This is a genomic window from Providencia sp. Me31A (assembly GCF_050487165.1).
In the GTDB taxonomy this organism is placed as follows: domain Bacteria; phylum Pseudomonadota; class Gammaproteobacteria; order Enterobacterales; family Enterobacteriaceae; genus Providencia.
Genome location: NZ_JBKQGZ010000033.1, coordinates 15,307 through 28,207 on the forward strand (window position 1 = coordinate 15,307; position 12,901 = coordinate 28,207).

Here is a 12,901-nt window from a genome sequence, read left to right on the forward strand (position 1 = left end):
ATGAAAAGCATTTTAATACATAAAACCTATTTTAATGGATATAATTTAAAAAGTATTGCACTTTGTGTGGTTAATAATAGGGGGCCAGTATTAAAAATTTTATGTTGAGTTATAAACATTAAAAAAATAAAAAACTACGACTATAAGTGAAATCCCTGATTTTCCTTTGTGATTAGTATGTCGTCCTCAGCGAATTGGGCTGAATTAAATACTTTCAGTGTAAATAAATTACTAAAAGTGACGATAACTTAATTTTAAGTGGAAAAATCTCATGGGTAACTCAGTGAATAAAATAGTAACGGCTATTTTTACAGTAGCAGTATTGAGCTTCAGTTTTTCAGCGGTTGCATCAAAAAAAAGTGATTCAAGGCGTGTTAGCTCCGGTGTTATTCTATTTACAGGTACTATCGTCGTGCCACCATGTGTCGTTGAAACTTATACGAATAAGGTAAAAACGAAGTGTTGGAATGATAAAGGTACTCAAAAAACAGCTTCAATTGATATTCAAAAATTACAAAAATTAAAAGGTCAGGAATTTTCATTACCAAATCTAAACGGTACTCAACAATTTAATTGGGTCAATAAAGATAAAACGTTAGGGGTTTATACCATTAATTATGATTAGTGGCGAAGCGACAAATATAAAGAGTAGGAGAGACGTGAATTAGGGGAATATGATGCTAAATGGGTATGACATATGCCTATGAATCATTAACTCATAGGCATATAAGAATTGCTATTAGCCGATTAATTGTGAATTTTAATCACAACGACCCATATAACGACGCTCGGGGATATGAATACGAATTTTTTCCCCACTAGTGATGTATTCAGGAACTTGAACTGTTAACCCTGTTGCCATCGTCGCTGGCTTAGTTCTGGCACTTGCAGATGCACCTTTAATACCAGGTGTTGTTTCTACTATTACCATATCAACTGTTTGTGGCAGTTCTAACGCTAAAACTTGCCCATCCATTGTCAGGACTTGCATTCCTGGTAGGCCTTCTTCAGGAATAAAAAGTAACTCTTCTTCAATATCCGTCTTCTTGAATATATATGGTGTATAATCTTCATTGTCCATGAAAACATATTCATCGCCATCGATATAAGAGAAACTCACACCACGGCGTGTTAACGAAATCGTTTCTAAAATATCATCGCCTTTGAAACGTTCTTCAACCTTTTGGCCTGTTTTGATATCGGTAAAGCGCATTTTATATAAAGTACTTGCACCACGAGCACTAGGTGCTTGAATATCAATATCTTTCACAAGTAATAACTTGCCGTTGTAGTTAATTGCTAAACCTCGTTTGATTTCGTTGGCTTTGGCCATAAATAACCTTCTTTGGAATTGTCAAAAAGAGTGCGACAAAATTACTCGCACAAAGGCGATTAGGCAAGATGTTGGTGTGATTTTTCAGTGAATTTTTTATCTAAAAAGAAAGTTATGGGTATAGCAATATGGCTATACCCATATAAAGGGGAATTAGTAAATTGGTAGTAAGCCAGCTAAGGATAATAAATGTGCAACAGCATTAATGAGTCCAAATAAAATCACGAAGATAATAACGAACATGCCACCAGGTGCTCTATAGCTATTATTTGGATAGCGTTTACGGCTAGCCTTGGCCATAAGTGCAGGCACAATAACAGCCCAGATAGTTGCTGCGAGCCCGGCAAAGCCAATTGCATAGATAAAGCCGTTCGGGAATAGTAATGCTAATATTGTTGGTGGGGCAAATGTCACTAAAATAGATTTTAAGCGCCCTTGTTTGTTATCATTAAATTTAAAAAAGTCAGCGATAAAGTCAAATAATCCAAGGGATACTCCTAAAAATGAACTCGCCAATGCCATATATGAAAACAGGTTTAGGAATTGATAAATAAAGCTACTTTGTGTGGAGATATTCATCTGCTTGAGTAGCGCGTCAATATTGTTACCATTTTCTCTGATTTCAATAAAAGCTGTACGGGGTATATTACCTTGGATAGCATACTGCCATAAAATATAGATCACGACAGTGATTGTCGCACCATAGACTAGGCTCTTAACAACACGACGACTATCTTTATTATAGTATTTAACTAACCCAGGAACATTTCCGTGATAACCAAAAGAGGTTAATAAGTAAGGTAATGCGGCTAGGGCATAGGGTAGATAGTGATTGTCACTTTGGTCAATTTGATTGAATAGAATTGAAGGTGATGCTGTTGAGATCATGCCACCGATTGACATGATAAAAGTAATCACCATCCCACCGATTAAGATAGTACTTAGCCTATCCACTGCACGAGTTGAAAGCCAAACGAAAAAAGCGACAACTAAGGCAAAAATAAAACCCGCGCCAGCTTGTGGTATTTGGAGATAATTTGGCAAGTTAGCAGTAAGAATAGAGCTACCAGCCGAGATATAAGCATAAGTTAGTATATAGAGAACAAATGTCACGGATAGGCTATTAATTGAGTTCCACGTTGTACCTAATAAGTCTTTAACCATTGTGTGAAAGCTTGCACCTGCCGGATAATTCATGTTTGCTTCGAGGATCATCAACCCTGAAAGAAGCATACAAATAAAGGTATAAATCAGTAGTGCAACAGAGCCAGTAAACCACACGCCTGAAGTCACCATTGGAATTGAAAACATGCCAGCACCGACTGCGGTCCCTGCAATGATCATCGCTCCCCCTAAAATAGAAGGGTGTTTGTGTTGTGTTGTCGCATCAACGGCCATGGTGGCTCCTAATAGAATGTTTCACTGTACTAGCTAAATGATACAGTGTGCGTGAAGTATTGTAAATATGGAAAATGGGATAAATTAGAAAAAAATGATTGATTAGAATGAGATGGCAATAAACGTACAAAGTGAGTTAATTTGTACGTTTAAGCTTAATTAGACGTTATGGTGATAAAAACGCTTAGTTAACCAAAGGTCAACCGCATTGCGGCTAGCTTCAAAATGAGGCTCAGGGAGTTCATTAGGTGAAACCCACATCAAACTCTCACATTTATCAGCTTCCATGATTTGGGGCTCAATATCACCGTTATATTCGATATGCATGCAAATTGAAACGGTATGTTTGCCTTCTTGCTGGTAAGTTTGCAAATTATTACTGATGCCGAATACGGTAGGTGATTGAATATCAATGCCAATTTCTTCTTTTATTTCGCGAATAGCACAGGCTTCAAAGGATTCCCCAGGGTCGACATGACCGCCAAATATAGACCAATAGGGCGCATGTTGGCTACTGCGTTTACCCATTAGAATTTGCCCATGTTGGTTAGTGATAAGTACCCCGACGCCGACAACGACGTTTGCAGGCTCAGACATATATTCTCCTTATTCTTTTATTTTTTGGCGTGCTGATCCTGCCAGAATTCGGTAGAAAAACAAGTTGGAAAAAGTGCAAATATCACTGAAAACAATATGCTTTAATGTTATAAATGTGTTTATATTTAAAGATACGATAATCATGGTAAGGGAGATTAGTGGTTATGACTCGCCGGGTTGCTACAATTACATTAAATCCTGCTTACGACCTTGTGGGCTTATGCTCTACTATCGAAGTTGGTGAAGTCAATTTAGTCAAAACCGCTAGCCTCAATGCGGGTGGTAAAGGTGTCAACGTCGCCAAAGTACTTCGTGACCTAGGGGTTGATATCACTGTTAGTGGTTTTATGGGGAAGGATAACCAAGAAGAGTTTCAACATTTTTTCAGTGAAAATGGTATGGCTAATCGCTTTAGCATGGTGCCAGGACGTACACGTATTAACGTGAAGCTTACAGAAAATAATGGTGAATCGACGGATTTTAATTTTTCAGGGTTTGATGTCAGTAAAGAAGATTGGAATCGTTTTTCAACTGAATCACTTAATTGGCTTGGTCATTTTGATATGGTGGTTGTCAGTGGTAGTTTACCAAATGGCATTGATCCTAAAGAATTTACTCGCTGGATGACACGTCTTCGTCAATTATGTCCGTGTATTATTTTTGATAGCAGCCGTGAAGCGCTAAAAGCAGGATTGAAGGCTTCTCCTTGGTTAGTTAAACCTAATCGTCATGAGCTAGAAAGTTGGGTGGGTAGAAAACTTCCTGATTTAAAAGAGGTTATTGCAGCAGCCCATGAATTGCGTGATAAAGGTATTTCTCACGTCGTTATTTCATTGGGTGAGGAAGGGGCGTTGTGGGTTAATGCTTCAGGCTCTTGGTTGGCAAAACCCCCTCATTGTGAAGTTATCAGCACCGTTGGCGCTGGGGACTCAATGGTCGCAGGTTTAGTATATGGCCTGCTCAATGGGGAATCTAGCGAACATACACTACGTATGGCAACGGCCATCTCTGCATTATCCGTTTCTCAACCGGATGTTGGTTTGAAAAATCGGAATAAATTAGCGGATATGATGGCAAAAATAGACATGAAATCATTATAACTCATTGCAGTTAAAACTTATTTCATTGATTCAATCGCCTCATGTTATTCACATGGGGTTTTTTGTAAATGGTTTATCGATGAGTGTGTTTTGTATAGTGCAAAATGAGTGAATATTATTAGTTGAATATTGAAGAACAATAAAAATGAGGGTATAGGCCTAGGAAGTTTTCTCCCTAAGCCTATACAAAAGTGATTATTTCGCTTGCTGGGATTTAAGCCAAGCGATTTCTTGCGGCCAAATATCTGGATTGATGGTTTCTAAAATTAAAGGAATACCATCAAAACGGCTATCTTGCATAATATAGCTAAAGGGTGTGAACCCAATGTTACCCTCACCTAAACTGTGGTGGCGGTCTACGCGGCTGGCAAATTCACTTTTAGCATCGTTAAGGTGCATACCTTTGAGAAATTCAAAGCCCACGATTTCAGAGAATTGGGTGAACGTTTTATCGCAATCTTCAAGGGTACGTAAATCATAGCCAGCAGCAAAGGCATGGCAGGTATCAATACACACACCTACGCGGCTTTTATCTTCGACGCCTTCGATAATTTTAGCTAGGTGGGTGAAATCAAAACCTAAGTTAGTGCCTTGGCCTGCGGTATTTTCGATCACCGCAGTGACGCCTTCAGTCTCTGCCAGTGCAATATTGATAGACTCAGCAATGCGGGCTAAACAATCATCGATATCAATTTTTTTTAAGTGACTTCCAGGGTGGAAATTCAGTAAATCAATGTCTAACTGTTCACATCGTTGCATTTCATCTATAAAGGCGGCGCGTGATTTTTCGAGAGCCTCAAATTCTGGATGCCCTAAATTTATAAGATAACTGTCATGGGGTAAGATTTGATGTTTACCATAACCATATTTAGCACAGTTATGCTTAAATTTTTTAATCACCTCTTCCGTTAGTGGAGGGGCTTTCCATTGACGTTGATTTTTAGTGAACAATGCAAAAGCGGTTGCATTGATTTCATGGGCGCGAATCACAGCTTGATCAACGCCACCCGATGCGCTGACGTGTGCTCCAATATATTTCATTTTTGACTCCTTTTTGTGGGAGTATGCCATTAATGAGCTAATAAATGAAATTAACAAAAAAGCCACCGGTTAAGGTGGCTAAGAACGAGGGGAAAACAAATTAAATAATGTTTTGAATCATAATGTTAATCAATAAACCGCCAAAAATTAACCAAATGAATAAAATTAATGCCATTAACAACGGTTTTATGCCTGCTTGACGAATTGCGCTTACATGGGTTGTTAAGCCTAAAGCGACCATTGCCATTGCCAGTAAAATAGTGTCTAACGCAATGATTTGTTGTACAACTGCTTGTGGCAGTAAGTGCAATGAATTAAAACCCGCCACAATGATGAAAAATACGGCAAACCAAGGAATGGTTATTTTACTTTTTTGTGCCTTTTCAGTTTGATGCTGACTCGCTTTACGGCTTAAAAAGGCCGATAAAATAATTAAGAAAGGCGCAAGCATCATAACTCGGATCATTTTAGTAATGACGGACGCATTTTCTGCATCAGTACCAATGGTATGTCCCGCAGCCACAACTTGCGCAACCTCATGAACGGTAGAACCAATATAGATCCCAAACGTTTCTTCAGAGGTAGGGAACCACCCAAAATGGATATTTAATTGGTAAAGCCAAGGGTAGATGAAAATACAGAGGGTGCCAAAGATAACAACGGTTGATACCGCTACAGCGACCTTGCTTGCAGAGGCTTTTACGACGGGCTCAGTTGCCATTACTGCGGCAGCACCACAAATACTACTACCAGCACCTATGAGCAAAGTGGTTTCTTCATCAAGACCAAATACTTTTTTACCAAGCCAATACGCTAATAAAAAAGTCGATGTTAATGTTAAGGCATCAATAATGACCCCAGTTGCGCCAACATCGGTGATTTGTTGGAAGGTCAGGCGAAAGCCATACAAAATTATTCCTGCGCGCAAAAAATAGTGTTTAGCAAATTTGATCCCTGCATCACAAGATTTGCTGACGGCGGGGTAAAGCGTATTGCCAACAACAATCCCAAGTAAAATGGCAAGCGTTAATGCACCTAACCCGATATCCATAAACCAAGGTTGATCACCTAGGTAAATTGCGATAGCAGTCAAAATACCCGCTAAAATCACACCAGAGACGAGTTTTAACATAGACGGTAGTCTATGTTGCGTAAGGGCGCTAACGTCACTTTTATTCATAATAATACTCTTTATTACTGCTTATAAGATTTAGGTATAAGCATATAATAAAATGAATAATAAATTAAATTGATTATCTATATATAATCTATCTGAAAAATAGATTATTAGTTTCTTCTGGAATATTGCTGATAAATCATTAATATTAACAATATTATTACAATTACTAAAAATCATACTGGGGCTTACCTTTATGCGAATTACACTTAGGCAACTTGAGGTTTTTACGGAAGTATTAAAAAGTGGCTCCACGACGCAAGCATCTCAATTATTAGCGCTTTCTCAGTCTGCGGTCAGTGCATCGCTAACTGATTTAGAAGGGCAATTAGGCGTGCAACTATTCGACCGTGTGGGTAAACGACTTGTTACAAATGAGCACGGAAGGCTTTTATATCCCAAAGCGCTAGCGCTATTAGAGCAAGGCTTAGAAGTCGAGCAATTATTTAAAAAAGAGATGGGCGCCGTGCGTCTAGCTGCAAGTACCACTATTGGTAATTACATGCTACCTGAAATTTTAGCCGGTTATCGCCATGATCATCCTGATATCCCTTTGGAATTGTTTATTGGTAATACAGAAGAAGTTATCAAAGCAGTCATGGAATTTCGCGCTGATGTGGGATTAATTGAGGGGGTTTGCCACAGTCCTGAGTTAATTTCCAAACCGTGGTTAAAAGATGAGTTGGTTGTTTTTGCCTCACCACGAAATCCATTAGCAAATAAAAAAGTGTCATTAAAAGAATTACGAGATGCGCCTTGGATTTTACGTGAGAGAGGCTCGGGAACACGTGACGTCCTTGATCAGTTATTATTTGCTCATCTTCCCGGTTTCCATATTTTAATGGAACTTGGCAACTCAGAAGCTATTAAGCACGCAGTACGTTTTGGGATGGGGATTAGCTGTTTGTCACGGCGGGTAATAGAGGAACAATTAGAAAATGGCTCATTAGTTGAGCTTCAAGTGGGTGAGCTACAACTTGAAAGAACGTTATATTTAATTTATCACCGTCAAAAACATCTTTCGAATGCGATTAATAATTTGTTGTCTTACTGTAATTAAAAATCCTTGTCACCTTTTAACCTGTCGCGTTGTTGGCTGCAATCGACGACCCAAGTCACATACTAATGTATGCTCTTTAGGTCGTCTCAATTGCCGCCTAGCGACACGCTAAAGAGAGTAAGACGTCGCTTTCTTTATTAATAAGGCATGCTTAATTTTTTGTGATAACGTGTTTTACTTATAATTGTTGGCGAATTATGAAGGTATCTTATAACAGCAAAGAGTTGCTTAGTTCTGACAACCTATTTTGCTAGAATCCAGCGGTTATTAGCTGAATAATAAAAAACAGGGAACAAATGTCAGAACAACATACCAATACTATCTCGCAAGGCGGCCCACAGAGATTACGCCGTGAATTAAAAGCACGCCATCTTGCGATGATTGCTATCGGCGGCTCTATCGGTACCGGCCTATTCGTCGCTTCAGGTGCAACAGTGGCTCAAGCAGGCCCTGGTGGTGCATTACTTTCATACGCAATTATTGGCTTGATGGTTTATTTTTTAATGACCAGTTTAGGTGAATTAGCGGCTTATATGCCTGTCTCTGGTTCATTTGCTACCTATGGCGCAAAATATGTCGATGAGGGTTTTGGTTTTGCATTAGGCTGGAACTACTGGTACAACTGGGCTGTCACCATCGCCGTTGACCTTGTTGCGGCTCAATTAGTCATGACCTATTGGTTCCCTGATACTCCTGGTTGGATCTGGAGTGCTATTTTCCTTGCGATCATTTTCTTATTGAATTTCATTTCAGTAAAAGGTTTTGGTGAAGCGGAATACTGGTTTTCATTAATTAAAGTCACAACCGTTGTTATTTTTATTGCTGTGGGTGTGTTGATGATTTTTGGCATCATGAGTGGCGCAGAAAATGCAGGATGGCATAACTGGGAGATCGGCGATGCGCCATTTGCGGGTGGCTTTTCTGCAATGATTGGTGTGGCTATGATTGTTGGGTTCTCTTTCCAAGGGACTGAACTGATCGGTATTGCGGCGGGAGAGTCCAAAGACCCTGCGAAAAATATTCCAAAAGCGGTACGCAAAGTTTTTTGGCGTATCCTGTTATTTTATATTTTGGCAATTCTCATCATTAGTTTGATCATCCCTTATACTGACCCTAATTTATTACGTAATGACGTAAAAGATATCAGTGTGAGTCCATTTACCTTAGTTTTTGAAAATGCGGGGTTATTGTCTGCGGCGGCCGTGATGAACGCCGTTATTTTAACGGCTGTATTATCTGCGGGTAACTCAGGGATGTATGCATCTACTCGTATGTTGTATACCTTAGCGCGTGAAGGAAAAGCACCTCGAATTTTTGCTCGCCTATCAAAAGGTGGTGTACCACGTTATGCTTTATTAGCAACAACGGTGATCGCAGGGCTTTGTTTTTTAAGCTCCATGTTCGGTAACCAAACCGTTTATTTATGGTTATTAAATACGTCAGGTATGACAGGTTTTATCGCTTGGTTAGGGATTGCGATTAGCCATTATCGCTTCCGTCGAGGTTATATCGCACAAGGTAAAGATCTCAATGATTTACCTTATCGTTCAGGATTCTTTCCTATAGGCCCCATTTTTGCCTTTATTTTATGTTTAACCATCACATTAGGCCAAAACTACCAAGCTTTCTTAGAAGATAAAATTGACTGGGTAGGGGTTACGGCGACGTATATCGGTATTCCATTGTTTTTAGCGATTTGGTTTGGTTACAAAATTGTGAGGAAAACAACCTTTATTCGCTATAAAGATATGAGCTTTCCAAGTTACCGCGAAAACTTAGATAAATAATATTTTAGAATATCTATCATAAAAAAACGGCACTCTTTATAGGGTGCTGTTTTTTTATATATCGCGCAAAAAAGCCTCATTTTGCTGGTGAAATATACTGAATGTTCGGCTTTACGATGATGGTCACAGAATTCCATTGATGAAAGTCATGATTAAACTAATAATCGTATTGATAAGTATTCTTATTTGCTTTATTGTTACGCTATTATGCGTTTTGTAAGTCTATGAGGTTAAGGGTGGAGCTTAATACTATGTCGTCGGTAGCCAAGAAGTCTGTAGCTAGGTCGGTAGTAAAGGGAATAGGTTTAGCATTATTAGCAGGTGTAAGTTTACAAACATGGGCCGCTACAGTGACTGATGTTGCAGGTCGTACTGTTGGAGTTCCGGATAATGTTAACCGTATTTTACTTGGTGAAGGGCGCTTATTCAGCGCAATAGCTCTTCTTGAAGGTGACAAACCCATTGAACGCATTGTTGGTTGGCAGGGCGATCTACGTAAGTTAGACCCACAAACCTACGCTGTTTATAAATCGAAGTTCCCTGAAATTGACAATATTCCTTTAATTGGTAACACCAGTGCGGATAGCGTTAGTGCAGAAAAGGTATTAACTCTTAACCCGGATATTGCTATTTTTGGCTTGTCAGGCCATGGCCCGGGTAAAAATAGTGAATTAGTCAATCAACTAGAAAAAGCGGGGGTTCCGGTTGTTTTTGTGGATTTTCGTGATAACCCGCTGAAAAATACTTTACCGAGTATGCGTTTATTGGGAAAAGTGTTAAACCGTGAGCAAGTGGCAAATAAGTACGTGGATTTTTATGAAAAAAACCAAAAATTAGTCACTGATATTACTCACAATATTCCTGAAGATAAGAAACCAACTGTATTTATAGAGCTGCGTGCGGGAGCCTTTGAAGATTGCTGTGGTACCGCAGGTGACGGCAATATGGGGAACTTTATTGACTTAGCTGGTGGTAAAAATATCGCCAAAGGTGTTTTACCGGGTGCATTAGGTACGATGAATCTTGAAAAAATCATCGCGGCTGATCCAAATATTTATATTGCATCAGGGGCGAAAGCGCCAGGTAGTAAAGATGCAGGCGTCCAATTAGGTGCGCAAAGTTCATTAGCGGATGCGAAAGAAAGCCTGAAAAAAATCACTGAGCGCAAAGGCATTAACTCATTATCAGCGATAAAAGATAAACAAGATTATGCCATTTGGCATAACTACTACAATTCGCCTTACAACGTGATTGCGACTCAAGTGTTTGCTAAATGGTTCTATCCTGAACAATTTGCTGAGCTTAACCCACAACAAACGCTCGAAGAACTGCATAGAGAGTTTCTCGCAGTAGAGCCAACAGGTGTATATTGGGTCAGCGAAAAGTAATGAGAGTAGGTAAGAACTAATGAGTATGACAAGCGAGCCCATAGCGGCTGTTGATCAAGTAGTGATTCAGTCAGATGACGGTGTAAAACAACATTATCAAAGTATGTTACGTCGCAGACTGACATGGATAGGCGTAATTGTTACTGCAATTTTATTGTCACTGGTTATTGATTTTACTTTAGGCCCTTCAGGGTTGTCCCTTGATCGGCTATGGCAGACGCTGATGACACCTGAATCGGTGGATGCAGGGACTCGAGTGATTGTTTGGGATATTCGTCTGCCATATGCGTTGATGGCCGTGGTGATCGGTATGTCTTTAGGGCTTGCTGGTGCAGAAATGCAAACCATTTTAAATAACCCATTAGCAAGTCCGTTTACATTAGGGGTCTCCAACGCAGCGGCGTTTGGTGCTGCATTAGCGATTGTTTCAGGCATCGCTATTCCGGGGGTTCCAGACCAGTGGGTGATCTCCGCCAATGCTTTCATTTTTGCATTGTTAGCGGCATTGATGCTTGACGCGGTAACTCGTTGGACAAGGGTAGCGACTTCAGGTGTTGTTTTATTTGGGATAGCATTAGTTTTTACCTTTAATGCATTGGTTTCGATGATGCAATTCATCGCAACAGAAGACACATTACAAGGCCTTGTTTTCTGGACGATGGGTAGCCTCTCAAAAGCGACATGGGTAAAACTTGGCGTTATGGCATTGGTATTTGCCTTGATATTCCCGATTGCCATGATGAGTTCATGGAAACTGACCGCATTAAGATTAGGTGAAGACAGGGCGATTAGCTTTGGTATTGATGTTCGCCGCTTAAGGCTGACAACGTTGTTACGCATCAGTATTTTATCGGCCTTGGCTGTGGCGTTTGTTGGCCCGATAGCTTTTATTGGTTTAGTGGCTCCGCATATTGCACGGTTAATTTTTGGTGAAGATCACCGCTTCTATTTGCCTGCAAGTGCGTTAATCGGTGCATTGATTTTATCAATGGCGTCAATTGCTTCGAAGAACATCATTCCGGGAGTTATCATTCCAGTTGGGATTGTGACCTCATTAGTAGGAGTACCGTTCTTCTTAAGTATTATTTTACGCCATCGGGGTAACGTATCATGAGCGGCTTGATTATCAACCAATTTAATGCAGGTTATCCGAAGCGTGCGGTGATTGAAAATTTATCCACTGAGGTTTTACCAAGAGGCAAAATTACCGTATTACTTGGGCCGAATGGTAGTGGGAAATCGACACTGTTACGCTCTTTGGCCGGGCTTAATAAAGCAACAGGACAATTACTGTTAGATGGTTTGGACTTAACTCAGCAAAATTTTGCTCAGCGGGCACAAAATGTGGTGTATTTACCGCAAACATTGCCAGCGGGTGTCCATCTATATGTATTAGAGTCGGTGATTGTTGCTCAACGTGCTTCCGGTGGTTTGAGTAATAAAAATAGCAAAGATGAAGTTATGCATTTATTACGTCAATTAGGTATAGAACATCTGGCTTTAAGTTATTTAGACCAACTTTCTGGTGGGCAAAAACAATTAGTCGGTTTGGCTCAATCATTAATTCGCCAACCTAATTTATTATTATTGGATGAGCCACTGAGTGCGTTAGATTTAAATTATCAATATCATGTGATGGATTTAGTCGCAAAGGAAACTAAACGCCGGAATATAATCACGGTCGTGGTGGTTCATGATATTAATATTGCACTCAAACATGCAGAACATGTATTGATGTTGAAGCAAGGTAATTTAATTGCTCAAGGCGAACCTGCTGAGGTGATAACCCCTGAGAGCCTTGCTCAGGTGTATGGTGTGAAGGGGCGCATTGAGCGCTGTTCGCAAGGCGTGCCACAAGTGCTAATCGATGGGCTGGTTGATAAACTCGCTAGCTAAGATAGTCATATAATAGGTGTGTTTGTTATGGTTAATAAGCACACCAAAAATAGAAGGTTTAATATAAGAAAAAATAGACACTGCTATTAGCTAATATTAATTACCCACAGGAAATTTAATTATT

General features: G+C 39.8%; 12 protein-coding genes. 7 read left to right on the plus strand and 5 right to left on the minus strand.

Going from position 1 to position 12,901, the window contains the following annotated elements; genetic code table 11:
• The first annotated feature begins 283 nt into the window (after positions 1-283).
• A complete protein-coding gene (locus ACLPIE_RS20480) occupies positions 284-625 on the plus strand; it encodes a hypothetical protein (RefSeq protein WP_430263546.1) in 342 nt (113 codons plus the stop codon).
• A gap of 135 nt (positions 626-760) precedes the next feature.
• Here the strand turns inward: ACLPIE_RS20480 and yeiP are convergent, their stop codons facing one another.
• The 3 genes from yeiP to ACLPIE_RS20495 form a co-directional block, all read right to left on the minus strand.
• Positions 761-1,333, minus strand: coding sequence for an elongation factor P-like protein YeiP (gene yeiP / locus ACLPIE_RS20485; RefSeq protein ID WP_430263547.1), 573 nt, complete (start codon positions 1,331-1,333; stop codon positions 761-763).
• Between the two features lie 153 nt (positions 1,334-1,486).
• Positions 1,487-2,731 (minus strand): tryptophan permease, encoded by a 1,245-nt coding sequence (mtr, locus tag ACLPIE_RS20490; RefSeq protein WP_430263548.1) that lies wholly within the window; start codon positions 2,729-2,731, stop codon positions 1,487-1,489.
• Positions 2,732-2,890: 159 nt separating this feature from the next.
• Complete coding sequence (locus ACLPIE_RS20495; protein ID WP_430263549.1) at positions 2,891-3,328, minus strand: nucleotide triphosphate diphosphatase NUDT15; 438 nt, start codon at positions 3,326-3,328, stop codon at positions 2,891-2,893.
• Positions 3,329-3,492: 164 nt separating this feature from the next.
• Here ACLPIE_RS20495 and fruK point away from each other — a divergent pair, with 164 nt between their 5' ends.
• Positions 3,493-4,428 carry a 1-phosphofructokinase gene (gene fruK / locus ACLPIE_RS20500; protein WP_430263550.1) on the plus strand — a complete coding sequence of 312 codons (936 nt, stop codon included), beginning with the start codon at positions 3,493-3,495 and terminating at the stop codon, positions 4,426-4,428.
• A gap of 195 nt (positions 4,429-4,623) precedes the next feature.
• Here fruK and nfo read toward each other — a convergent pair whose 3' ends face one another.
• Both nfo and ACLPIE_RS20510 read right to left on the minus strand, forming a co-directional pair.
• Positions 4,624-5,469, minus strand: a complete 846-nt coding sequence (nfo, locus tag ACLPIE_RS20505; protein ID WP_430263551.1) for a deoxyribonuclease IV — start codon at positions 5,467-5,469, stop codon at positions 4,624-4,626.
• A 100-nt stretch (positions 5,470-5,569) separates the two neighbouring features.
• On the minus strand, positions 5,570-6,649 hold the full coding sequence (locus tag ACLPIE_RS20510) for a YeiH family protein (protein ID WP_430263552.1): 1,080 nt from the start codon (positions 6,647-6,649) through the stop codon (positions 5,570-5,572).
• A 193-nt stretch (positions 6,650-6,842) separates the two neighbouring features.
• On the opposite strand from ACLPIE_RS20510, the gene yieE reads away from it, so the two are divergent.
• The 5 genes from yieE (at position 6,843) to ACLPIE_RS20535 (ending at position 12,777) form a co-directional block, all read left to right on the plus strand.
• A complete protein-coding gene (gene yieE, locus ACLPIE_RS20515) occupies positions 6,843-7,706 on the plus strand; it encodes a DNA-binding transcriptional regulator YeiE (RefSeq protein WP_430263553.1) in 864 nt (287 codons plus the stop codon).
• A gap of 296 nt (positions 7,707-8,002) precedes the next feature.
• Entirely contained in the window at positions 8,003-9,493 is a 1,491-nt protein-coding gene (locus ACLPIE_RS20520; RefSeq protein WP_430263554.1) for an amino acid permease, read from the plus strand.
• Between the two features lie 251 nt (positions 9,494-9,744).
• Positions 9,745-10,881: an ABC transporter substrate-binding protein gene (locus tag ACLPIE_RS20525; protein WP_430263555.1), complete on the plus strand. Its 1,137-nt coding sequence runs from the start codon at positions 9,745-9,747 to the stop codon at positions 10,879-10,881.
• Between the two features lie 103 nt (positions 10,882-10,984).
• Positions 10,985-11,995, plus strand: a complete 1,011-nt coding sequence (locus ACLPIE_RS20530) for a FecCD family ABC transporter permease (protein ID WP_430263568.1) — start codon at positions 10,985-10,987, stop codon at positions 11,993-11,995.
• Positions 11,989-12,777 (plus strand): ABC transporter ATP-binding protein, encoded by a 789-nt coding sequence (locus tag ACLPIE_RS20535; protein WP_430263569.1) that lies wholly within the window; start codon positions 11,989-11,991, stop codon positions 12,775-12,777. Before ACLPIE_RS20530 ends, ACLPIE_RS20535 begins: the two co-directional genes overlap by 7 nt.
• The last annotated feature ends 124 nt before the right edge of the window (positions 12,778-12,901 follow it).